The sequence below is a fragment of the Streptomyces sp. NPDC034670 genome, assembly GCF_055574875.1.
In genome coordinates this window covers 1-22,247 of the sequence record NZ_JBVITR010000057.1, presented here as the reverse complement: position 1 = coordinate 22,247, position 22,247 = coordinate 1, and the positions used below count along the sequence as shown (strand labels likewise).

20 protein-coding genes and 1 pseudogene are annotated in these 22,247 nt (G+C 72.5%); 17 read left to right on the top strand and 4 right to left on the bottom strand.

Annotated elements, in window-relative coordinates; translation table 11 throughout:
• The first annotated feature begins 127 nt into the window (after window positions 1-127).
• The 15 genes and pseudogenes from ACZ56B_RS28235 to ACZ56B_RS28165 all read left to right on the top strand — a co-directional run bounded on the left by ACZ56B_RS28235 (window position 128) and on the right by ACZ56B_RS28165 (window position 14,778).
• The gene (locus ACZ56B_RS28235) at window positions 128-1,108 is read left to right on the top strand and encodes an FKBP-type peptidyl-prolyl cis-trans isomerase (protein ID WP_468796432.1); all 981 of its coding nucleotides are present in this window, start codon (window positions 128-130) and stop codon (window positions 1,106-1,108) included.
• Window positions 1,109-1,163: 55 nt separating this feature from the next.
• Window positions 1,164-1,535, top strand: coding sequence for an FKBP-type peptidyl-prolyl cis-trans isomerase (locus ACZ56B_RS28230; protein ID WP_468796430.1), 372 nt, complete (start codon window positions 1,164-1,166; stop codon window positions 1,533-1,535).
• Window positions 1,536-1,664: 129 nt separating this feature from the next.
• Window positions 1,665-2,618 (top strand): helix-turn-helix transcriptional regulator, encoded by a 954-nt coding sequence (locus ACZ56B_RS28225; RefSeq protein WP_468796428.1) that lies wholly within the window; start codon window positions 1,665-1,667, stop codon window positions 2,616-2,618.
• 18 nt (window positions 2,619-2,636) lie between these two features.
• Window positions 2,637-3,629 (top strand): annotated as a pseudogene (locus tag ACZ56B_RS28220) (helix-turn-helix transcriptional regulator); the annotation flags it as partial.
• A 74-nt stretch (window positions 3,630-3,703) separates the two neighbouring features.
• The gene (locus ACZ56B_RS28215; RefSeq protein ID WP_468796426.1) at window positions 3,704-3,997 is read left to right on the top strand and encodes a hypothetical protein; all 294 of its coding nucleotides are present in this window, start codon (window positions 3,704-3,706) and stop codon (window positions 3,995-3,997) included.
• 137 nt (window positions 3,998-4,134) lie between these two features.
• Entirely contained in the window at window positions 4,135-4,329 is a 195-nt protein-coding gene (locus ACZ56B_RS28210) for a hypothetical protein (RefSeq protein ID WP_004990316.1), read from the top strand.
• A 233-nt stretch (window positions 4,330-4,562) separates the two neighbouring features.
• Entirely contained in the window at window positions 4,563-4,844 is a 282-nt protein-coding gene (gene tatA, locus ACZ56B_RS28205) for a Sec-independent protein translocase subunit TatA (protein WP_468796424.1), read from the top strand.
• Window positions 4,845-4,936: 92 nt separating this feature from the next.
• Window positions 4,937-5,806, top strand: coding sequence for a twin-arginine translocase subunit TatC (tatC, locus tag ACZ56B_RS28200; RefSeq protein WP_468796467.1), 870 nt, complete (start codon window positions 4,937-4,939; stop codon window positions 5,804-5,806).
• A 31-nt stretch (window positions 5,807-5,837) separates the two neighbouring features.
• Window positions 5,838-6,728: a diacylglycerol kinase gene (locus ACZ56B_RS28195; protein ID WP_468796422.1), complete on the top strand. Its 891-nt coding sequence runs from the start codon at window positions 5,838-5,840 to the stop codon at window positions 6,726-6,728.
• A gap of 60 nt (window positions 6,729-6,788) precedes the next feature.
• Window positions 6,789-9,647 (top strand): DEAD/DEAH box helicase, encoded by a 2,859-nt coding sequence (locus ACZ56B_RS28190; RefSeq protein WP_468796420.1) that lies wholly within the window; start codon window positions 6,789-6,791, stop codon window positions 9,645-9,647.
• 489 nt (window positions 9,648-10,136) lie between these two features.
• The gene (locus ACZ56B_RS28185; protein ID WP_468796418.1) at window positions 10,137-11,780 is read left to right on the top strand and encodes a sensor histidine kinase; all 1,644 of its coding nucleotides are present in this window, start codon (window positions 10,137-10,139) and stop codon (window positions 11,778-11,780) included.
• Window positions 11,777-12,184 (top strand): roadblock/LC7 domain-containing protein, encoded by a 408-nt coding sequence (locus ACZ56B_RS28180; protein WP_468796416.1) that lies wholly within the window; start codon window positions 11,777-11,779, stop codon window positions 12,182-12,184. The genes ACZ56B_RS28185 and ACZ56B_RS28180 overlap by 4 nt, the downstream gene beginning before the upstream one ends.
• Window positions 12,181-12,588, top strand: coding sequence for a DUF742 domain-containing protein (locus ACZ56B_RS28175; RefSeq protein ID WP_468796414.1), 408 nt, complete (start codon window positions 12,181-12,183; stop codon window positions 12,586-12,588). The genes ACZ56B_RS28180 and ACZ56B_RS28175 overlap by 4 nt, the downstream gene beginning before the upstream one ends.
• Window positions 12,569-13,189, top strand: a complete 621-nt coding sequence (locus tag ACZ56B_RS28170; RefSeq protein ID WP_468796412.1) for a GTP-binding protein — start codon at window positions 12,569-12,571, stop codon at window positions 13,187-13,189. The genes ACZ56B_RS28175 and ACZ56B_RS28170 overlap by 20 nt, the downstream gene beginning before the upstream one ends.
• A gap of 53 nt (window positions 13,190-13,242) precedes the next feature.
• Window positions 13,243-14,778, top strand: a complete 1,536-nt coding sequence (locus ACZ56B_RS28165) for a cytochrome P450 (RefSeq protein WP_468796410.1) — start codon at window positions 13,243-13,245, stop codon at window positions 14,776-14,778.
• Here ACZ56B_RS28165 and ACZ56B_RS28160 read toward each other — a convergent pair.
• From ACZ56B_RS28160 to ACZ56B_RS28145, 4 genes are all read right to left on the bottom strand, one after another.
• The gene (locus ACZ56B_RS28160) at window positions 14,772-15,722 is read right to left on the bottom strand and encodes an RluA family pseudouridine synthase (RefSeq protein WP_468796408.1); all 951 of its coding nucleotides are present in this window, start codon (window positions 15,720-15,722) and stop codon (window positions 14,772-14,774) included. The two genes, ACZ56B_RS28165 and ACZ56B_RS28160, sit on opposite strands and share 7 nt — an antisense overlap.
• Before the next feature lie 163 nt (window positions 15,723-15,885).
• Window positions 15,886-16,185: a hypothetical protein gene (locus ACZ56B_RS28155; RefSeq protein WP_468796406.1), complete on the bottom strand. Its 300-nt coding sequence runs from the start codon at window positions 16,183-16,185 to the stop codon at window positions 15,886-15,888.
• A 117-nt stretch (window positions 16,186-16,302) separates the two neighbouring features.
• On the bottom strand, window positions 16,303-17,157 hold the full coding sequence (locus tag ACZ56B_RS28150; RefSeq protein ID WP_468796404.1) for a siderophore-interacting protein: 855 nt from the start codon (window positions 17,155-17,157) through the stop codon (window positions 16,303-16,305).
• Between the two features lie 115 nt (window positions 17,158-17,272).
• The gene (locus ACZ56B_RS28145; RefSeq protein WP_468796465.1) at window positions 17,273-18,202 is read right to left on the bottom strand and encodes a 5'-3' exonuclease; all 930 of its coding nucleotides are present in this window, start codon (window positions 18,200-18,202) and stop codon (window positions 17,273-17,275) included.
• A gap of 231 nt (window positions 18,203-18,433) precedes the next feature.
• Here ACZ56B_RS28145 and ACZ56B_RS28140 point away from each other — a divergent pair, with 231 nt between their 5' ends.
• Together ACZ56B_RS28140 and ACZ56B_RS28135 are read left to right on the top strand one after the other, a co-directional pair.
• Window positions 18,434-19,525, top strand: a complete 1,092-nt coding sequence (locus ACZ56B_RS28140; protein ID WP_468796402.1) for a quaternary amine ABC transporter ATP-binding protein — start codon at window positions 18,434-18,436, stop codon at window positions 19,523-19,525.
• Window positions 19,518-22,139: an ABC transporter permease/substrate binding protein gene (locus ACZ56B_RS28135; protein ID WP_468796400.1), complete on the top strand. Its 2,622-nt coding sequence runs from the start codon at window positions 19,518-19,520 to the stop codon at window positions 22,137-22,139. Before ACZ56B_RS28140 ends, ACZ56B_RS28135 begins: the two co-directional genes overlap by 8 nt.
• The last annotated feature ends 108 nt before the right edge of the window (window positions 22,140-22,247 follow it).

The following is a 22,247-nucleotide window of genomic DNA, read 5'->3' as shown; positions in this document are numbered from 1 at the left end:
GCGTCCGCCACCGGTGCGTCCGTGCGGCGGTCCGGGGCGACGGCGGGTTCCGGGAGAGCCGTGCGCGGAGCGTGCACGTCGTAGAGTGGCGAACAATGCCCCCCACCCCCGATTCCCAGTGGGACTGATGAACTACAACATGAAACGACACGTCGCGGCGTTGCTGGCCGTCCCCGCGCTGCTGCTCACCGCCGCGTGCGGATCGGACGACGACAGCAACGGCGACGCGGCGGGAGGCGTCGCCCAGGTCACCGGGAAGGCCGGGGAGAAGCCCGAGATCTCCGTGCCCGAGGACGGCAAGCCGTCCGAGGAGACCGTGATCGAGACGGTCGCGGAAGGCAGCGGAGCCGCGATCAAGGCCTCCGACTACGTCCGGCTGGACTGGACCGTCGAGAAGTGGGGAAGCGACCAGGAGCTCGGCGGCACCTGGGCCGCGCCCTCGGCGGACGGCAAGACGCCCCGGCAGCAGTCCGTCGAGCAGATCGGCAAGCCGAGCCGGCAGCTGCCGGCCAAGGTCCTCGACGCCGTGAAGGGCAAGAAGCCGGGCAGCCGGATCCTCGTCCAGGGCACCGCGGGTGAGCTGATCGGCGAGAACCTGAACCCCTCGTCCGGCATCACCGAGAAGGACGTGCTGATCTGGGTGGTCGACCCGATCGGCGCCGCCACCGTCGACGCCAAGGCCGAGAGCGAGGGCGAGCAGACGGCCCCCGAGGCGGGGCTGCCGACGGTGCAGGCCCCGTCGCAGAAGGCGGCGACCATCACCGTCCCCAAGGGCGCCAAGGCCCCCGGGGACCTCGAGCAGCAGGTGCTGATCAAGGGCGACGGCGAGAAGGTCGAGGCCGGCCAGGGACTCATCGCCCAGTACACGGGTGTCAAGTGGGAGGACGGCAAGAAGTTCGACTCCTCCTGGGACCACGGGGGCGCCACCGCCTTCCAGATCGGCACCGGCGCCGTGGTGGCGGGCTGGGACCAGGGACTGGTCGGCAAGAACGTGGGCGACCGGGTCCTGCTGGTGATCCCGCCCTCCCTCGGCTACGGCGCCAACCCCAGCAGCGAGCTGGCCAAGAACACGCTGGTCTTCGTGGTGGACATCCTCGGCACCGTCTGACCCGGAAGTCTGTGAGACTGTCCGCGACGCAGGTCACGCGACAAGGAGAGAAAAAGTGAGCATCGACAAGCCCGAGATCGACTTCCCGGGCGGCGAGCCCCCGGCGGACCTCGAGATCAAGGACATCTGGGAGGGCGACGGCGAGGTGGCGCGGGCGGGCCAGACCGTCACCGTCCACTACGTCGGGGTCGCCTTCAGCACGGGCGAGGAGTTCGACGCCAGCTGGAACCGCGGCACCCCCTTCCGCTTCCCGCTGGGCGCCGGCCGGGTCATCAAGGGCTGGGACCAGGGCGTGCAGGGCATGAAGGTCGGCGGCCGCCGCCAGCTGACCATCCCCGCCCACCTCGCCTACGGCAACCAGAGCCCCACCCCGGCGATCAAGCCCGGTGAGACCCTGATCTTCGTGGTCGACCTGCTCGGGGTCTGACCGCCGTACGACAGGACCCGATCATCCGGGGCCCATGCCTGCCCGGGCATGGGTCCTCGGCTTTTGTCAGGACACCGCGGAGCGGTACGGTCGTCCGTCGTAAGCACCACAGGGAGGCGAAGGGCGTCGATGGCCATTGCCAAGGCCGAGCGGCTGATGAATCTGGCGCTGTGTCTGCTCGGGACGCGGCGGCCGCTCACCAAGCGCGAGCTGCGCCAGTCCATCGAGGCCTATCTGGAAGCGGGGTCCGACGACTCCTTCAACCGGATGTTCGAGCGCGACAAGGACGACCTGCGCGAACTCGGACTGGTCATCGAGACCGTCGAGAACCTCGACGGCGAGATCGGCTACCTGGCCCGCCGCGACAGCAACCGGCTGCCGCCCATCACCCTCGACGCCGAGGAGGCCGCCGCGCTGGGGCTGGCCGCCAAGGTGTGGCAGCAGGCCCGGCTCGCGGGCGCGGCCAGCGGCGCCCTGCAGAAGCTGCGTGCGGCCGGACTGCCCGAGGACGTCGACCCGTACGGGCCGCACGGCGCGCTCGAGCCGCGCATCCCCGTGCACGAGGCCGCGTTCGAGCCGCTGATGCTGGCCTGCCGCGACCGCCGCCCGGTCGTCTTCGCCTACCGCAAGGCGACCGCCGCCCAGCCCGAGCAGCGGCACGTCGAACCGTGGGCGCTGGAGTGCTGGCGCGGCCACTGGTACCTGGCCGGCTGGGACCGGGACCGGGGGGCCGAGCGGGTCTTCCGGCTCTCCCGGATCACCGGCAAGGTGCGCTCGCGCGGCGGCCGGTACACCGCGCCGGTGCCCGACGTCGTCACCGTGCGCGAGACCGTGGCGAGCTGGGCGGGGGAGACCGCCGACCGCTCGGCGCGGATCCGGCTGCGCTCGGACGCCGGTTACCCCCTTCGGGCGAGGGCCACCGCGGTGCGGGAACTCGGCGACGGGTGGGACGAGTTGGAGATTCCGTACGGGCACGGCCTGGATGCCTGGCTGGTGGAGTTCGGTCCGGACGTGGTGGTCCTGGAGCCCGCCGAGCTGCGGGCCGACGTCGTGGACCGGCTGCGCGCCGTGGCCAAGGGCTGAGGGGGAGCGGACGAGAACGTGGCAGGCAAACCGGTCAGGCCCGTGAACGCCATCGACCAGACCCGGCGGATGCTCTCCCTGGTGACGTACCTGCGGGAGCGCCCCGGCGCCCGCATCGAGGACGTGGCGCGCGCCTTCGGCATCACCGAGGACGAACTGGTCTCCGACCTCGACGTGCTGCCCATGTGCGGCACCAGCTTCCGCGGCGGCGACCTGCTGGACATCGACACCGACGGCGAACGCATCTGGTGGCACAACCCCGCCGCGCTCGGCGCGGAGGCGGCCGAGCCGCTGCGGCTCGCCGCCGACGAGGCGACCGCCCTGCTGGTCGCCGCCCGCGCCGTGGCCACCCTGCCCGGACTGCGCGAGAGCGACCGGCAGGCACTGCTGCGGGCCACCGCCAAGGTGGAGGCCGCGGCCGGCGAGGCGGCCGGCGCCAGCTCCCGGCTCTCGGTGACCTTCGAGTCGGAGGGCGGCGTCTTCGCCGACGTCGACCGGGCCATCGCCGAGCGCCGCCGCCTGTGGATCCGCTACTACTCGCCCGCGCGCGACGAGGTCACCGAACGGGAGATCGACCCCATCCGGCTGGTCAGCGTCGGCCACACCTACGTCGAGGCCTGGTGCCGCCGCTCCGAGGCGCGCCGCACCTTCCGGCTCGACCGGGTCGCCGAGATCAGGATCCTGGACGAGCCCTCCGCGCCGCCCGAGGTCGAGCTGCGGGACCTGTCGGAAGGGCTGGTGCAGCCCGCGGCCGAGGACCCGGAAGTGGTGGTCGAGGTCGGCCCGGGCGGACGCTGGGTCGCCGAGTACTACCCGCACGACAGCGCGGACGAGCTTCCCGACGGCGGGCTGCGCATCACCCTGCGCACCCCCGACCCGGCCTCGCTCAGGCGACTGGCGCTGAGGCTCGGGCGGGACGGACGGATCGTGGAGCCGCGCGAACTCGCCGACAGCGCCCGGCGGGCGGCCCGCGAGGCGCTGGCGGCGTACGACGGGGTCGAGGCGGCCGGATGAGCGGGTCACCCGGAACACGGCGCGCGGGGCGCGGTGCGGGACGGACGGGACGACAGGCGGGAGCGAGTGCTTTGAGCGAGTCGACGGTGTCCGGCGTGCGGGGCGTGACGGTGGAGTCCGCGTTCGCGGGGATGAGGAGCGTGGCCCCGGTCGTCTTCCGCGCGGGCTGCCCGGACTGCCGGGGGCGCTTCGAGCTCGCCGCGAGCGCGCTGCGCCTGGCCATCGGCGCCAGCAGCCGCACCACCTTCTACTCCTTCACCTGTCCCGGGTGCGGGGCGGCCGTCCGCAAGCCGGCCGGGGAGCGGATCGTCGAGCTGCTCACCGGCGGCGGGGTGCGCACACTGCGGCTGCACTCGACCGCGTAGGGCGTGTTTCGAAAGCAGCGTCGTCGGCCCGAAGGGCAGGCGGGACTTTCGAGACACGTCCCGGCCCAGCCCCGCCCGGGGCGCCGGAGGGGTGGCCGGGCGTCCGCCGACCGCCGGGACGGTCTAGGCTCGCTCCCATGTTCTGGCCGATGTTCGCGGTTGCCGTGGGTTTCCTGGGTCTCGTGGTGCTCGGGGTGTTCGCCGTCCGGGTCTTCGTCGAGGCGCAGCGGCTCGGCAGGCAGGTCACGGACGCCGCGCACCGCATCAACCGGGCCGCGGAGGACCTGGAACGCGCGGCGGCCGGCGCGGCCCGTTCCGCCGAAGCGCTCTGACGGCCCTCCCGATCCGGCTCCGCCGCTGGACCCTGTCGAGTTGACGGCACCGGCAGGTACGCTGCTGATCGCGGCCCGGAGAACGAGGCCCGGATCGCGGACGGGAGTACGCCCGGGGATTGCCGGAGGTTCACCCCCGAGCGTTACGATCGCTGCCAGCACCGTCGTTCGGGCACCTGTCCGGCGGCCGGGCAGCCCCCCACCCACCCGCCTCGGTGAGAAGGTAAAGACTTATGGGACGGCTCGGACCTACCGAGATCATTCTGATCCTCGTCGTCATCATTCTGCTGTTCGGCGCGAAGAAGCTCCCGGACATGGCGCGGTCGCTCGGCAAGTCGGCCCGCATCCTCAAGAGCGAGGCGAAGGCGATGAAGGAGGAGAACAAGTCCTCCGCCCCGGCCGATCCGCCGGCCCCGGGCGAGCAGTCCCCGGCGCAGCGCACCATCCAGGCCGCCCCCGGTGACGTGACCAGCTCCCGCCCGGTCACGGAGCCGACGGACACGACCAAGCGCTGACGCAGGGCCGGTGACGCCCGGCCCGCCGCACGAGATGGGAACGTGGGTTGCTCAAGTCTGCCCGCAAGCAGGAGAAGGATCCCGAGGGGCGGATGCCCCTCGTGGAACACCTGCGTGAGCTGCGCAATCGGCTCGCCAAGTCCGTCGCCGTGATCGTCGTGGTGATGATCGCGGCCGCGTTCTACAGCGAGGAGCTCATGCAGTTCCTCGCGGAGCCGGTGCCGAAGTGCGAGGACCTGGCGAACAGCGACGGCGGCAACTGCGCCATCGTGTCGTTCAACACCCTGACGTCGCCGTTCACCACGACGATCAAGGTGAGCCTCATGGCCGGCCTCGTCGTCTCCAGCCCGGTGTGGCTCTACCAGCTCTGGGCGTTCGTGGCGCCCGGACTGCACAAGCACGAGAAGAAGTACACCTACGTCTTCGTCTCGGTCGCGGTCCCGCTGTTCGCGGGCGGCGCCTACCTGGCGTACGTCATCCTGCCGATCAGCGTGAAGGTGCTCCTCAGCCTCACGCCCGGGGGATCGGCCAACATCCTGTCGCTCGACGAGGTCCTCGACTTCACCATCAGGATGGTGCTGATCTTCGGCCTGGCCTTCGAGCTCCCCCTCCTGCTCGTCATGCTGAACATGGTCGGTATCGTCTCCGGCCGTCGCATGAGCGGCTGGTGGCGGGGCGTCGTCATGGGCGTCTTCGTCTTCGGCGCGGTCGCGACGCCCACGACCGACCCCGTGGGGATGATCGCGCTCTCCGGCCCCATCATCGTCCTCTACTTCGCCGCTGTGGCGTTCTCGCTGCTCAACGACAAACGACGCGCCCGCAAGGAGTCCGCCGGACCTGCCGACGACGAGGCCTCCGAGCTGGACCTCACCCCCGAGGCCGTCGAACCGGCGGAGCCCGTGGCCGCCGTGCCCGAGCAGCCGGCCAGGGACCGGGTCAACGGTTATGACGACGTGACCTGAGGAACGGGCCGCAGCTCGTAGGGTCACTCCCGTGACCAGCGAGATCACCCTCTTCGTCAACCCCACCGCGGGCCGCGGCCGGGGCGCCCGGGCGGCGCGGCCGGCCGCCTCCGCGTTGCGGGCCGCCGGATTCTCGGTGCGGACGGTGCTCGGCACGGACGCCGGGGACGCCCTGGCTCGTGCCCGTGCCGCCGTCGCCGGGGGCACCGGCGCGCTGGTCGCCGTGGGCGGCGACGGCATGGTGAACCTGGCGCTGCAGGCCGTCGTCGGCACCGGTACCCCGCTCGGCCTGATCGCCGTCGGCACCGGCAACGACTTCGCCCGCGCCCTCGGACTGCCGCTGCGGGAACCGGCCGCGGCCGGCCGGATGATCGCCGACGCCCTCAAGTGCGGCCGGGTCCGCGACATCGATCTCGGCCGGGTCGGCGACCGCTGGTTCGGCGCCGTGCTCGCCGCCGGGTTCGACTCCCGGGTCAACGACCGCGGCAACCGGATGCGGCTGCCCCTCGGACGCTTCACGTACGACCTCGCGATGGTCGCCGAGCTGGCCGCCTTCCGGCCTTCCCGGTACCGGATCGCCCTCGACGGGGGCGAGGCCCGCGAGGTCGAGGCCACGCTGGTGGCCGTCGGGAACGGGCCGTCGTACGGCGGCGGCATGCGGATATGCCCCGGAGCGGACCCCACCGACGGGCTGTTCGACATCACGGTGGTGGGCGGGTGCAGCCGGGCCACGCTGCTGCGGGTGTTCCCGAGGGTGTACCGGGGGACGCACGTCGACCACCCGGCGATCACCGTGCTGCGGGCGGCGAGCGTGGAACTGGCCGCCGAGGGGGTCACCGGGTACGCGGACGGCGAACCGGTCGGGCCGCTGCCGCTGACCGCGCGGTGCGTGCGCGCCGCGGTGCGGGTCGTGGGCCCCTGAGCTGGACCGTGGGCCCCTGAGCTGGACGGATCCCGGAGCTCACGGCGACCGTTCCGGATAATGATCGTCCTGTTGTCGGTACGGACCGGTACGCTCGAAAGCACGATGACAGAGGACCTCTCACCGGCCGAGCGGTACGCGGCAGCACGCAGGCGCGCTGCCGAGCAGGCCACCGCGCTCGCCTCCTTCCGCGAGATGTACGACTTCGGCCTCGACCCCTTCCAGATCGAGGCCTGCCGGGCGCTCGAGGCGGGGAAGGGCGTGCTGGTCGCCGCGCCCACCGGCTCCGGCAAGACGATCGTGGGCGAGTTCGCCGTCCACCTCGCCCTCCAGCAGGGCAAGAAGTGCTTCTACACGACACCGATCAAGGCGCTGTCGAACCAGAAGTACGCCGACCTGTGCCGCCGCTACGGCACCGGCAAGGTGGGCCTGCTCACCGGCGACAACAGCGTCAACTCCGACGCCCCGGTGGTCGTGATGACCACCGAGGTGCTGCGGAACATGCTCTACGCGGGCTCGCAGACGCTGCTCGGCCTCGGCTACGTGGTGATGGACGAGGTGCACTACCTCTCCGACCGCTTCCGCGGCGCCGTCTGGGAGGAAGTGATCATCCACCTCCCCGAGTCGGTGACCCTGGTCTCCCTGTCGGCGACCGTGTCGAACGCCGAGGAGTTCGGCGACTGGCTCGACACCGTCCGCGGCGACACCGAGGTGATCGTCTCCGAGCACCGGCCCGTGCCGCTGTTCCAGCACGTGCTCGCCGGGCGCCGGATCTACGACCTGTTCGAGGAGGGCGAGGGCCGGAAGAAGGCCGTCAACCCCGACCTCACCCGCATGGCGCGCCTGGAGGCGAGCCGCCCGCCGTGGGGCGACCGGCGGCGCGGGCGGGGCAACGCGCGCGAGGCCGACCGGGAGCGGGAGCGCCGGCAGCGCTCACGGGTGTGGACGCCGAGCCGGCCCGAGGTCATCGAGCGGCTCGACGCCGAGGGCCTGCTGCCCGCCATCACCTTCATCTTCAGCCGCGCCGCCTGCGAGGCCGCCGTCCAGCAGTGCCTGTACGCGGGCCTCAGGCTCAACGACGAGGAGGCGCGGGCCCGGGTCCGCGCGCTCGTGGAGGAGCGCACCGCCTCCATCCCGGCCGAGGACCTGCACGTCCTGGGCTACTACGAGTGGCTGGAGGGCCTGGAGCGCGGCATCGCCGCCCACCACGCGGGCATGCTGCCGACGTTCAAGGAGGTCGTCGAGGAGCTGTTCGTGCGCGGGCTGGTCAAGGCCGTGTTCGCGACCGAGACCCTCGCCCTCGGCATCAACATGCCCGCCCGCTCGGTGGTGCTGGAGAAGCTCGTCAAGTGGAACGGCGAGCAGCACGCCGACATCACCCCCGGCGAGTACACCCAGCTGACCGGCCGGGCCGGACGGCGCGGCATCGACGTCGAGGGCCACGCGGTGGTGCTGTGGCAGCGCGGCATGAACCCCGAGCACCTCGCGGGACTGGCCGGCACGCGCACGTACCCGCTGCGCTCCAGCTTCAAGCCGTCGTACAACATGGCCGTCAACCTGGTCGAGCAGTTCGGCCGGCACCGTTCGCGCGAGCTGCTGGAGACGTCGTTCGCGCAGTTCCAGGCGGACAAGTCGGTCGTCGGCATCTCGCGCCAGGTGCAGCGCAACGAGGAGGGGCTGGAGGGCTACAAGGCCTCCATGACCTGCCACCTCGGCGACTTCGAGGAGTACGCGCGGCTGCGCCGCGAGCTGAAGGACCGGGAGACCGAGCTGGCCCGCCAGGGCGCGGCGCAGCGGCGCGCGGAGGCGGCCGTCGCGCTGGAGAAGCTCAAGCCCGGTGACGTCATCCACGTGCCCACCGGCAAGTACGCGGGACTGGCGCTGGTCCTCGACCCGGGGCTGCCGGCGGGCCGTTCCAACGGCCACCGCGGCTTCGACCACCACGACGGCCCGCGCCCGCTGGTGCTGACCGCCGAGCGGCAGGTCAAGCGGCTGGCGGCGATCGACTTCCCGGTGCCGGTCGAGGCGCTGGAGCGGATGCGGATCCCGAAGTCCTTCAACCCGCGCTCCCCGCAGTCCCGCCGGGACCTGGCCTCCGCGCTGCGCACCAAGGCCGGGCACATCACCCCGGAGCGGCACCGCGCGAGGCGCTCCCAGGCGGCCGACGACCGGGAGATCGCGCGACTGCGCAAGGCGCTCAGGGCGCACCCGTGCCACGGCTGCGACGACCGGGAGGACCACGCCCGCTGGGCGGAGCGCTACCACCGGCTGCTGCGCGACACCTCGCAGCTGGAGCGGCGCATCGAGGGCCGGACGAACACCATCGCCCGCACCTTCGACCGCATCGTCGCGCTGCTGACCGAGATGGACTACCTGCGCGGCGACGAGGTCACCGAGCACGGCAAGCGGCTCGCCCGGCTGTACGGCGAACTCGACCTGCTGGCCAGCGAATGCCTGCGCGAGGGCGTCTGGGAGGGGCTGGCCCCCGCCGAGCTCGCCGCCTGCGTCTCGGCGCTGGTGTACGAGGCCCGGGTCGGCGACGACGCGATGGCGCCCAAGCTGCCCTCGGGCAAGGCGAAGGCGGCGCTCGGCGAGATGGTCCGCATCTGGGGCCGGCTGGACGCCCTGGAGGAGGAGTTCCGGATCAGCCAGACCGAGGGCGTGGGCCAGCGCGAGCCCGACCTCGGCTTCGCCTGGGCCGCCTACATGTGGGCGTCCGGCAAGGGCCTGGACGAGGTGCTGCGCGAGGCGGAGATGCCGGCCGGCGACTTCGTGCGCTGGTGCAAGCAGGTCATCGACGTGCTCGGCCAGATCTCGGCCGCGGCACCGGCCGTCGAGGGCTCGACGGTCGCGAGGAACGCCCGCAGGGCGGTGGACGGGCTGCTGCGCGGCGTGGTGGCCTACTCGTCCGTGGGCTGACCCGGCCGGGCGCTCCGTCCGCGCCCCAGGGCCCGGTTACGCCGTCGCAAGCCCGGTGCGCCCCGTGCGCGCCGGGCTGCCGCGTCCCGTGCCCCCCTTCGGAGGCATCGCCGGCCGCCTCCGCGGGCAGGATCAGGACCGGTACGCGCCGGCGCCGCTCAGGACGCCGTCCGGGCCGCTCGGCGCCGCCGCGGGGCCCTCGTCACCCGTGACGGTGAGTGACCTTCGCACACCCTTCCGGAGTCACCCTCCGTGTTCGAACGGTTTCCCGGTGTGCAAATGGACCCGAGCGTACCCCGCTCCCAGGGGCCGTTTCCGGCACTTGCTGAATATGACATGGCGATGATCCGGTCGGACTAAGCTCGCCCGCAGCGCACCCAGTTGGGATGGATTCGTGCGCTTGTTCCCCATGGTGCGGAATGCCCCACAGCTTCCCGACATGCCCCCGCACGTTCTCCGACCACCAGCCGATTCGTCTCAGAGGCCTACATGGTGAGTGTTCAATCCCCGCCCGGTCGCCGCGAACTTCCTTATGCACGCGTGCTGTTGCTGCCCGCCATAGTGATGGCCGCGGCAGCCGGGGCCGCCGTCGCCCTGGTGACGGAGCCCGCCCGGACCGCCGTCGGCGTGTGCGGTGCCGTCGCCACCCTGCTGGTGACCGCCGCCGCGGCCGAGGCGGCGCGCCGCGGCCGTGCCCTGTGCGACGCGCGGGCCGAGCACGAGCGTCACCGTGCGTACCTGGAGGCGCGGATCGCCGCCCACGACACGGAGACGCACTACTTCACGAAGCAGGTCTTCCCCGCGGCCCTGGACCACCTGCACCGCGGGCACGACCCCGACGAGGTGCTCCGCCACCTGCCCCGGCTCGACCCCGCCTGGAGCGACCTGCCGCGGTACCAGATCGAGCTGCTGGGCACGACGCTGCGGATCATCGACGAGGAGGAGAACCTGCGGGACTCCTCCCAGCGCTCCTTCGTCAGCATCGCCCGCCGCGTCCAGGCGATCGTCCACCAGCAGGCCAAGGAACTCCGCGAGATGGAGGAGGACCACGGCCGCAACCCCGAGGTCTTCGACGACCTGCTGCGCATCGACCACGGCACCGCGCTGATCGGCCGTCTCGCCGACTCCATCTCCGTGCTCGGCGGCGGCCGCCCCGGGCGCCAGTGGCCCCAGCCGGTCGCGCTCTACAGCGTCCTGCGCGGCGCGATGTCCCGCATCCTCGAGTACCGCCGCATCGAGCTGAAGTCGATCGCCAAGGTCAACGTCAAGGGCATCTCCGTCGAACCGGTCATCCACGCCGCCGCCGAACTCCTCGACAACGCCACGCGCTACTCGCCGCCGACCAGCAAGGTGCACGTCACCGCCACGGAGGTGCAGACCGGCGTCGCCATCGAGATCGAGGACGCCGGGATCAGCCTCGACGAGCAGGCCCGGGCCCGGATCGAGGGCATCCTCGAGCGCGCCCAGAAGGGCGTCGACCTCCAGGGACTCGGTGAGAGCCCGCGCCTCGGCCTCGCCGTCGTCGGCCGGCTCTGCGCCGCGTTCGACATGAAGGTCTCGCTGCGCGCCTCCGCCTACGGCGGGGTCCGCGCCGTCCTCGTCGTGCCGAGCGACATGCTGACCGAGGAGCCCGGCGTCGGCCTCGCCCACGGCATCGGGGCGACCGCCGTGCCGCACCAGGTCGACGCCCTGCCGGGGCCGGAGCGCGCCCCCAAGAAGCGCCGCCCCACCAGCCCCCGCATCCCGGCCACGGTCTCCATGGAGGACGACGTCCCCGAGGTCACCGAGTGGACCGCGGGCGGCCTGCCGCAACGCCGCAGCCGGGTGAAGACCCCGCTGAGCCAGCGGTACGCCGAGCAGGCGGCCGCCGAACGGGCCCGGCGGGAGGCCGAGGAGCGGGGCGAGACGTACCAGGACCCCTGGGTGAGGGCCGTGTCCGAGCCCGGGAAGCCCGAGCGGAAGGACGAGCGCGAGCCCGGTCTGTGGGTCGACGCCTTCTGGGAGGGGCTGAAGAAGGACCTCGAACCGGGCGTCCACCCCACCGACTTCACCCGGAACCCGACCGCCTACCTGCATCTCATCAACGAACCGGCCCGCACCGAGGCCGATGACGACGAGGGGGACCTCAAGTGATCCAGCAACGAGCGAACTTCGACTGGATGCTCAAGGAGCTCGCCGACGGCGTACCCGGCGTCGAGATGATCGTGGTGCTCTCCGCCGACGGCCTGCGCATCGCCCGCCACGGCGGTGATCCGGACGCCGCGGACCGGGTCGCCGCGGCCTGCGCGGGGGTGCAGAGCCTCGCCGGGGCCGTCGCCCAGGAGCTCCCGGGCAGCGACGGCGAGATGAAGATGGTGCTCATCGAGATCAACGGGGGCTACTTCTACCTGATGGCGGCCGGGGCCAACGCCTACCTCGCGGTGCTCTCCGACATGACCTGCGAACCGGGCCGGATGGGCGGCATGATGCGCGACCTCGTCGTCCGGATCGGCGCCCACCTCACCACCGCGCCCCGACGGAACGGGCAGACCGTATGACTCCTCCGCGACGCCACAGGCGCATCCCCCAGGGCGAGCCCCCTCCCCGGCTGGCCGGGCGGGCGAAGGAAGGAGGGGGCGGCAACCCGGAGCGGCTGTACGTCGTCGCCGGCGCGGACGGCGCACGCGCGGACATCGACCTCGTGACGCTGATCGTGGCGCGCTCCCCGGACCCCCCGCACTCCGCCACACCCGAGCAGGCGGCGCTGCTCCGGCTCTGCGTCGCCCCCCTGTCCGTGGCCGAAGTGTCGGCCTATCTCAGCCTGCCGTTCAGCGTGGTGACCGTGCTGATCACCGAGATGCTGGCGGCGGAACTGGTGCAGGCGCGCGCCCCGGTCGCCCGTCAGGCGCTCCCCGACCGTTCCCTTCTCGAAGCGGTGATGCATGGACTTCAAAGGCTCTGACACCCTCCCGGGCCCACGGACCGAGGACCGGCTGCCGCACACGGCGCAGGCCGCGGCGAAGATCGTGGTCGTGGGCGGATTCGGGGTCGGCAAGACGACCATGGTCGGCTCGGTCAGCGAGATCAAACCGCTGACGACCGAGGAGACCATGACGCAGGCCGGCATCGGGGTCGACGACGACTTCGGTTCCCCGACCAAGACGGCCACCACGGTGGCCATGGACTTCGGCCGGATCAAGATCACCGACCAGCTGGTGCTGTACCTCTTCGGCACCCCGGGCCAGGAGCGCTTCTGGTTCCTGTGGAACGGGCTGTTCGAGGGGGCGCTCGGCGCGGTGGTGCTGGTCGACACCCGCCGCCTCGAGGTCAGCTTCGACGTCATGGGGCGGCTGGAGGAACGCGGCGTCCCGTTCGTCGTCGCGGTCAACTCCTTCCCGGACGCGCCGCGCTACCCGATCGCCGACCTGCGCGCCGCCCTCGACCTGCCCGGGGACGTTCCCATCATGGAGTGCGACGTGCGGCGCCGGGCCTCCAGCCGTGACGTCCTGATGACCCTGATGCGGTTCCTGCACTCCCTCGCCATGACGGGCCCGCTCACCTGAACCCCGGGTCCGCCCGCCCACAACCCCCAGCCTTCGCCTTCGGAGCGACCACTGTGACGCCTGAACCCCACTCCCCGACCGGACACCCCCCGACCGGGACGGACGTCCCCCGGCCCGGCCCGCCCCCCGGCTGCCCCGCGCACGGCTCGGGCCCCGGAGGGCTGCGCCGGCTGCACGAGGCGGACGACCTGAGGAAGCTGTACGAGGAACTCCGGGCCGAGTACGGCCCGGTGGCGCCCGCGCTGCTCCACGACGACCTGCCGGTGTGGGTGGTCCTCGGCCACGCCGAGAACCTGCACATGGTGCGCACCCCCGCGCAGTACACCCGGGACACCCGCACCTGGTCCCCGTTCAGGGAGGGCCTGGTCAGGCCCGACCACCCGCTCATGCCCCACCTCGCCTGGCAGCCGATCTGCGCCCACGCCGAGGGCGAGGAGCACAAGCGGCTGCGCGGCGCCATCGACGCGGCCGTGGCGACCATCGACTTCCGCACCCTGCGCCGGCACATCAACCGCAGCACCCAGCGCGTCGTCAACCGGTTCTGCGAGAAGGGCGAGGCCGACCTCGTCGGACAGTACGCCGAACACCTGCCGATGGCCGTGATGTGCCAGATCTTCGGCATGCCCGACGAGTACGACGACCGGATCGTCGAGGCCGCCCGCGACATGATCAGGGGCACCGAGACCGCCAACGCCAGCAACGCGTACGTCGTGGAGGTCCTGGGCCGCCTCACCGCCCGCCGCCGGGCCGAGCCGGTGAACGACTTCGCCAGCCACCTCGTCACCCACCCGGCCGGCCTGACCGACGAGGAGGTCAGGGAACACCTCAGGCTGGTGCTCATCGCCGCCTACGAGACCACCGCCAATCTCCTCGCCAACGTGCTGCGCCAGGTGCTGATCGACCCGCGTTTCCGCGCCCAGCTCAACGGCGGCCAGATGACGGTGCCGGAGGCGGTGGAACAACTGCTCTGGGACGAGCCGCCGTTCAGCACCACCCTCGGCTACTTCGCCAAGCAGGACACGGAACTCGGCGGCCGGCGCATCCGCAAGGGCGACGGACTGCTGTTCGCGCCCGCCCCGGCCAACGTCGACCCGAGAGTGCGCCCGGACCCCACCGCCGACATGCAGGGCAACCGCTCCCACCTCGCCTTCGGCGGCGGTCCGCACGAGTGTCCCGGCCAGGACATCGGCCGGGCCATCGCCGAAGTCGGCGTCGACGCCCTGCTCATGCGCCTGCCCGACGTCGAACTCGACGTCGACGAGGACGAGTTGGTCTACACCGAGTCCATCGCCTCACGTCACCTGGTGGCGCTGCCCGTCCGGTTCACCCCGAGGCCGCAGCAGGACGTGACGCAGCGGCCGAGCCACCAGAACGAGCCGCCGGTGCAGCGGGACTGGCACATCGGCGCCCCCCGGCCGCAGCCCGTGCCCTCCGCGCCGGCGGCACCGCCCGGGCAGCAGGCCGGTCCCGGCCCGCGGTCCGCGCCGGCTCCGGAACCCGAACCGGTGCCACCGCCGCGCCCGGCGGCGGAACCGGTCCCGCCGCGGGGCGCGTGGCAGCGCCTCCTGCGCTGGTGGCGCGGCTACTGACCGGCGGCCCAGTCCTCGTACGAGGACCACGCCGCGAGCGTTCGGCGGCTGGTGAACCGGTGCTCCACGCCCGTCACCGGATCGGTGAACTCCAGCACCCGCGCCAGCAGTTGCAGCGGACGCCGGAAGTCACCGGCCGGGACGGGACCGGTCACCTCGGGATACAGCGGGTCGCCGAGGATCGGCACGCCCAGGGCGCTCATGTGCACCCGCAGCTGGTGGGTCTGCCCGGTGCAAGGCACCAGCCGGTACCGGCCCAGGCCGTCCGCCCGGTGCTCGGCGAGCTCGACGCGGGTCAGCGCGTTCGGCTCGCCCGCGACCTCCCGGGCGGTGAGCACCCCGCGCTCCTTCACGATCCGGCTGCGCACGGTCCGCGGCAGGTCGAGGCCGGGGTCGTGGGGGGCCACGGCCTCGTACTCCTTGCGCACCCGCCGGTCGCGGAACAGCGTCTGGTACGCGCCGCGCTCCTCGGGGCGCACCGTGAACAGCACCAGTCCCGCGGTGAGCCGGTCCAGGCGGTGCGCGGCGGCGAGCTCCGGCACGCCGAGCTCGCGGCGCAGCCGGGCGAGCGCGGTCTGGACGACGTGGCTGCCGCGCGGGGTGGTGGCCAGGAAGTGGGGCTTGTCGGCGACGACGACGTGCTCGTCCCGGTGGACGACCTCCAGCGGGAAGGGCACCGGCACCTCGTCGGGCAGCTCCCGGTGGAACCACAGGAACATACCGGGTGCGTACGGCGCGTCCGCCGGCACGGCCCGGCCGTCCGCCCCGACGACCAGCCCCGCGGCGAACATCCCGTCGACGACGCCCGGACCGGCCGAGAGCCGCTGCACCAGGTGCTCCCGCACCGTGGCCCACGGCCCCCCGGCGGGCAGCCGCACCCGCACCGGGTCCACCCCGTGGCGCTGCGGCAGGGGAGGGGGCGGGGCCGGGCGTCTGCGTCTCACAGCGAGCAAGGGTACGGGCCGCGAGCGGGGCGCCGGACGGGACGGCCCCGGCGGCCGGGACCCGGCGGGGGAGCGCGTCCCGCGGCGGCCGCCGTCCCCCGGAGGGGACGCACGGCGGGCACCGCGGGACGGGGGCGCCCGGCGGGGCCGCGCCGCGGCGGCCCTACGCGTCCGGCGCGTCCGTCCCGCCCTGCTCCTCGAGCCGTACCGCCCGCTGCACCCGGGCGTCGACCTCGTGGCGCGGCAGGCCCTCGGCGCGCGCGTATTCGCTCACCGCGATCCGGACCTCCCGGGCCAGATCGCGCCAGGCCCGCCGGGCGGTCTCCCAGGTGGCGGCCTGCTGTCCGCTCCACTCGGACCGGGGGGTGGACGGGTCGTAGGTCTCCCGCAGCTGCCGCACCCGGGCGTGCGCCTCGTTCGCGGCGCGCTGCTTGGCCACAAGTTCTTCGAAGGTATGTGCCACGTGGCCGGATCATCGGGCAGTGAGGCTCCCGGCGCAGGCCCGCCACGCCGACCGGGCCGGCGGGAGCGCCCCGGTTCACCCGGGCGGCGCCGTGGGCGCGGCCCGGGCGCAGGGAGGTCAGGAGGAGGCTCCCGCCTTCTCCTGCCTCTCCTGCTCCGCCTCGACACGCGCGTTCCACTCCGGCTTGGAGGCCTGCCAGCCGTCCTCGTTATGGCCGAGCCGCCAGTAACCGGAGACCGACAGGTCCTCGCGCGGGACACCGTGCTCGACCCGCAGCAGACGGCGCAGCTCCTTCACGAAGTGGGCCTCGCCGTGCACGAAGGCCTGCACCCGGCCCTCGGGGAAGTCCAGGCTCCGCACGGCCTCCACCAGCGCCTCGCCGACGCGGCGGTCACCGCGGTGCAGCCAGCGGACCTCCACGTCGGAGTCGATCTTCTGCTCCTCCTCGGGGCCGGCGACCTCCACGAAGGCGTACGCCCTGGAGCCCTGCGGCAGCGCCTCCAGGGAGCGGGCGATCGCGGGCAGCGCGCTCTCGTCACCGGCGAACAGGTGCCAGTCGGCGGCCGGGTCCGGGGCGTAGGCACCGCCCGGCCCCAGGAACCGCACGACCTCGCCCGGCCGGGCGGCGACCGCCCAGGGGCCGGCCAGGCCCTCGTCGCCGTGGATCACGAAGTCCAGGGTCATCTCGCGCTGCTCGGCGTCCCACCGGCGCACGGTGTACGTCCGGGTCACCGGCCACTGCTCGCGCGGCAGCTCCTCCCGGACGCGCTGCAGGTCGAAGGGTTCCGGATACGTCACCCCGGGGGGCGCGAACAGCAGCTTGACGTAGTGGTCCGTGCAGGTGTCCGCGGCGAGGCCGGCGAGTCCCTCGCCACCGAGCACCACCCGGTGCATGTGCGGGGTCAGCCGCTCGGTGCGGACGACCTCGGCGGTGTGCGGCGTGCGCGAAGCGCGTGCCGGTCGCTCTGCCATGCGGGCCTCCCAGCTGTGGTGGTTAGGTTTACCTAACCTAGCACCTCGTCCGCGGTCGACGCCCGGCCGGCGGGCCGCCCGCCCGGCCCGCCCGCGGCCGGAGGGCGTCCGCGGCTCACCCGGTGAGGGTCGCCAGCAGACGCCGCAGCGAGCCCCCCAGGCCCCAGCGGGCCGCCAGGGACTCCACCGCGGCCGGGTCGCGCGGCGCACGCGGCAGCGCCGTGTCGACGTCCGGCAGCGGGACGTCGTCCGCGACCCGGACGACCCGGGGAGCGACCGCGAGGTACGGCCGGGCCTCGTCCAGGCGCTTGCGCTGCGACGGCGTGAGCTTCGCCCCCGGGTCGTCCACGGCCGCCAGGATCCCGGCCAGGTCGCCGAACCCGGCCAGCAGCTTGGCGGCCGTCTTCTCCCCGATGCCCGGCACGCCCGGCAGACCGTCGCTCGGGTCGCCGCGCAGCAGCGCCAGGTCCGCGTACCCCCGGCCGTCCACCCCATACTTCTCGCGCAGCACGGCCTCGTCGGTGACCTGGAGCGTGCCGACGCCCTTCAGCGGATACAGCACCCGCACCCCGCGCGCGTCGTCCACCAGCTGGTACAGGTCGCGGTCGCCGGTGACGATGTCGACCGGTCCCTCCGCCCGGGCGGTGAACGTGCCGATCACGTCGTCCGCCTCGTACCGCGCGACCCCCACCCGCGCGACGCCCACCGCGTCGAGGACGGCCTCGATCACCGGAACCTGCGGCGCGAGCGCGTCGGGCACCTCCTCCTCGTCCGGGCCCCCCTCCTGCTCCCGGGCGACGCGGTGCGCCTTGTAGGAGGGGAGCAGCTCCACCCGCCACTGCGGACGCCAGTCGGCGTCCATGCAGGCCACCAGGTGGTCCGGCCGGTGGTCCCGCACCAGGCGGTCGATGAAGTCGAGCAGCCCGCGCACGGCGTTCACCGGCGTGCCGTCCGGGGCCCTGACGGACTCCGGGACGCCGAAGTAGGCGCGGAAGTACAGGGAGGCGGTGTCGAGGAGCATCAGTCGTCCGGTCACGCCCCGCATCATGCCGCACACCGCCGACAGCGCCCGGCGGGCGTCCGGGCCGGCGCGCGCCGCGCAACGGGTTGCGTCCTGCGGCGGCCCTGTGAGGCGGGCCACGAACACGTTTGCCCTGTGCAAAACCGGGGAGGCGCGGGCCGGAGCGATGCCGGTTACAGATTCAACTGTTCAGGACCGCGTGAGCCGTCCGCCGCGCATCGCTCCTTCCATTGCCGTCGAGAGCAAGAGGTACGCGTGTCATCCAGGCTTGAGGCCGAGCATCTGTACAAGGTGTTCGGCAGACGACCGGACCAGGCGGTCGCACGACTGCGCAACAAAGAGACCGACCGGGAGGGACTGCGCTCCGGAGGCACCACGGCGGCCGTCATCGACGCCTCGTTCACCGTGGAACCGGGCGAGATCTTCGTCGTCATGGGCCTGTCCGGATCCGGCAAGTCCACCCTGCTGCGCATGCTGAACGGCCTGCTGGAGCCGACCGCCGGCCAGGTGCGCTTCGGCGGGCAGGACCTGACCGCGCTGTCCGCCCGGCAGCTGCGCGAGGTCCGCTCCCGGAAGATCAGCATGGTTTTCCAGCACTTCGCGCTCTTCCCGCACCGCAGCGTCCGCGACAACGCCGCCTACGGCCTGGAAGTGCAGGGCGTGCCCCGCGCCGAGCGCGAACGCCGCGCCGACGAGGCGCTCGCCCTGTGCGGCCTGGCCGGCTGGGAGAAGTCGTGGCCCGACGAGCTGTCCGGCGGCATGCAGCAGCGGGTCGGCCTGGCCCGCGCGCTCGCCACCGACGCCGACCTGCTGCTGATGGACGAGTCCTTCAGCGCGCTCGACCCGCTGATCCGCCGCGACATGCAGGACCAGCTGATCGAACTGCAGAAGAAGCTGAAGAAGACGATCGTCTTCATCACCCACGACCTCAACGAGGCCATGCGCCTGGGCGACCGCATCGCGGTGATGCGCGACGGCCGCATCGTGCAGATCGGCACCGCGCAGGACATCCTGATCCGCCCCGCCAACGACTACGTCGCCTCCTTCACCCAGGACGTCGACCGCTCCCGCGTGCTGACCGCCGGCGCGGTGATGGAGCGCGAGGTCCGCGGCGACGAGGCCGACTGCGGCTGCGAGACCGCGACGCCCGAGACGCCGTTCACCGACCTGTGCGCGATCAGCGCCCGCGTGCCGCACCCCGTGGCGGTCCTCGACGGCGACCGCGCGCTCGTCGGGGTCGTGCCCCGGCGGCGCCTCGTCGGCTTCCTCGGCGACGAGGAGGCCGACACCGGTGTCTGCGACTGCCCGCGGGACAAGGGCGGCGAGAAGGTGATGGCCCGTGCCTAGGATTCCGCTCGGCGACTGGGTCAACAACACCGTCGACTGGCTGCTCGACCACGTCACCTGGCTGTTCGACTTCTTCAAGGCCGTCTTCACCGGCGCCTACGACGGTGTCAACGCCGTCCTCCAGGCGCCCGAGCCGCTGATCCTCTGCGGCATCTTCGCGGTGATCGCCTTCTGGCTGCGCGGCACCTTCGCCGGTCTCCTCACCTTCGTGGGCTTCGCCTTCCTCGACTCCATGGAGTTGTGGGAGGACTCGATGGTGACGCTGGCACTGGTCATCGTCGCCACGGTGATCGCCCTGGTGATATCGGTGCCGGTGGGCATCTGGGCGGCCCGCTCCGACCGGGTCAGCGCCTTCGTCCGGCCGATCCTCGACTTCATGCAGACACTGCCGGCGATGATCTACCTCATCCCGGCGATCCTGTTCTTCGGGACCGGCCCCGCCCCGGGCATCGTCGCCACCCTGATCTTCGCGCTCGCCCCGGGCGTGCGCATGACCGAGCTGGGCATCCGCCAGGTCGACAAGGAACTGGTCGAGGCCGCCGAGGCGTTCGGCACCACGCCCCGCAACACCCTGCTGCGCGTCCAGCTCCCGCTGGCGCTGCCCACGGTGATGGCGGGCGTCAACCAGGTCATCATGCTCGGCCTGTCCATGGCGGCGATCGCCGGCATGGTCGGCACCGGCGGGCTCGGCGGCGCCGTCATCGAGGCCATCGGCCAGCTGAACATCGGCCTGGGCGCCGAGTCCGGCCTCGCCATCGTCATCCTGGCGATCTACCTGGACCGTATGACCAGCGCCCTGGGCACCCACGTCTCCCCGCTCGGCCGGCGCGCCGCAGCCAAGGCGCGCGCCGGGCAGGGGCTGAAGATCTGGTCCTACCGGCCCCATCCGCAGGTCGCCGTGATCGGCATCGTCGTCCTGGCCCTGGTCGCCGGCGGCATGAGCCTGTTCGGCGGCGGCTCCGGCGGCTCCGGCGGCACCACCGCGGACGACAAGAACGTCGGCGACGGCAAGAAGATCAGCATCGGCTACATCCCCTGGGACGAGGGCGTCGCCTCCACCTTCCTGTGGAAGGAGATCCTCGAGCAGCGCGGTTTCGAGGTCGAGGCCAAGCAGCTGGACGCCGGGCCGCTCTACACCGCGCTCGCCCAGGGCGAAGTCGACTTCCAGACCGACGCCTGGCTGCCCACCACGCACGCGGAGTACTGGAAGAAGTACGGCGATCAGCTCGAGGACCTCGGCACCTGGTACGAGGAGACGACGCTGGAACTGACCGTCCCGGCGTACATGGAGGACATCGACTCGCTGGAGGACCTGAAGGGCAAGGCCTCCGTCTTCGGCGGGAAGATCACCGGCATCGAGTCCAGCGCCGGCATGATGGGCCTGCTGAAGAGCAAGGTCCTCGGGGACTACGGCCTGGACGAGGAGTACGAGGTCGTCGACAGCTCCACCCCGGCGATGCTGGCCGAGCTCAAGCGCGCCTACAGCAAGAAGGAACCGGTCGTCGTCACGCTCTGGTCGCCGCACTGGGCGTACAGCGACTACGACCTGAAGAAGCTGAAGGACCCCAAGGGCTCCTGGGGCGAGGGCGACGCCGTGCACCTGGTGGCCCGCAAGGGCTTCGCCGGTGAGAACCCGGTCGTCGGCCAGTGGCTGAAGGACTTCTCGATGACCGAGGAGGAACTCACCGGTCTGGAGGCCGAGATCAACAAGGCCGGCAAGGGCCGGCAGCAGGACGCCGTCCGCGCCTGGCTGGGGGACAACCCGGGCGTCGTCGACAAGCTGGCCCCGGTCGGCTCCGGCTCCGGCGACACCCCCGCCGAGGCGAAGCGGCCCCTGGACGTGGCGTGGTTCCCCTGGGAGGAGGACGTCGCCATCACCTACCTGTGGAAGAACGTCCTGGAACGGCGCGGCTACAAGCTGAACCTCAAGCAGATGGAGGTCGGCCCGGTCTACACCGGCCTCGCCTCCGGGGACATCGACCTCAACTTCGACGCCTGGCTCCCGCACTCGCAGAAGAACTTCTACGAGCCGAACAAGGACAAGCTCACCGACCTCGGCACGTGGTACGAACCGGTCTCGCTGGAGATCTCCGTCCCCTCCTACGTCAAGGACGTCAAGTCCCTGGCGGACCTCAAGGGCAAGGCCGACCTGTTCGACGGGCGGATCGTCGGCATCGAACCGGGGACCGGCCAGATGGACCTCCTCAAGAACAAGGTCCTGCCGGCCTACGGCCTGGACGAGGAGTACGAGGTCGTCGACGGCTCCTCACCGGCGATGCTGGCCGAGCTCAAGCGGGCGTACGCCAAGAAGGAGCCCATCGCGGTCACCCTCTGGTCGCCGCACTGGTCGTACAGCGAGTACGAGCTGACCAAGCTCGAGGACCCGAAGCGCGCCTGGGGCGAGAACAACACCATCCACACCATCGCGAGCAAGAAGTTCCCCGAGCAGTACCCGCGGCTCACGGAGTGGATCAAGAACTTCAGGATGACCGAGGACGAGCTCGGCACCCTGGAGCGCGAGATCAAGGACCGCGGCCAGGGGAACGAGGAGGAGGCCGTCGCCGCCTGGCTGGAGGAGCACCCGGACGTGGTGGAGCGGATGACCCCGCGGTAACCGCCGTACCGGCCGCACCCCCCGGGGGCGGGGGGGGGGGGGGGGGGGGGGGGGGGGGGGGGGGAGAGCAGCACAGAAAGGGCCTCGCCCGGGGTGCGTGGGGAGGAG

Excerpts from the sequence above, each read along its gene's own strand:
- ACZ56B_RS28145 (WP_468796465.1), bottom strand. The coding sequence starts at position 18,202 with ATGCGGGGCGTGACCGGACGACTGATGCTCCTCGACACCGCCTCCCTG.
- tatA (WP_468796424.1), top strand. The coding sequence starts at position 4,563 with ATGGGACGGCTCGGACCTACCGAGATCATTCTGATCCTCGTCGTCATC.
- ACZ56B_RS28185 (WP_468796418.1), top strand. The coding sequence starts at position 10,137 with ATGGTGAGTGTTCAATCCCCGCCCGGTCGCCGCGAACTTCCTTATGCA.
- ACZ56B_RS28150 (WP_468796404.1), bottom strand. The coding sequence starts at position 17,157 with ATGGCAGAGCGACCGGCACGCGCTTCGCGCACGCCGCACACCGCCGAG.
- ACZ56B_RS28175 (WP_468796414.1), top strand. The coding sequence starts at position 12,181 with ATGACTCCTCCGCGACGCCACAGGCGCATCCCCCAGGGCGAGCCCCCT.
- tatC (WP_468796467.1), top strand. The coding sequence starts at position 4,937 with ATGCCCCTCGTGGAACACCTGCGTGAGCTGCGCAATCGGCTCGCCAAG.
- ACZ56B_RS28225 (WP_468796428.1), top strand. The coding sequence starts at position 1,665 with ATGGCCATTGCCAAGGCCGAGCGGCTGATGAATCTGGCGCTGTGTCTG.
- ACZ56B_RS28170 (WP_468796412.1), top strand. The coding sequence starts at position 12,569 with ATGGACTTCAAAGGCTCTGACACCCTCCCGGGCCCACGGACCGAGGAC.
- ACZ56B_RS28190 (WP_468796420.1), top strand. The coding sequence starts at position 6,789 with ATGATCGTCCTGTTGTCGGTACGGACCGGTACGCTCGAAAGCACGATG.
- ACZ56B_RS28235 (WP_468796432.1), top strand. The coding sequence starts at position 128 with ATGAACTACAACATGAAACGACACGTCGCGGCGTTGCTGGCCGTCCCC.
- ACZ56B_RS28210 (WP_004990316.1), top strand. The coding sequence starts at position 4,135 with ATGTTCTGGCCGATGTTCGCGGTTGCCGTGGGTTTCCTGGGTCTCGTG.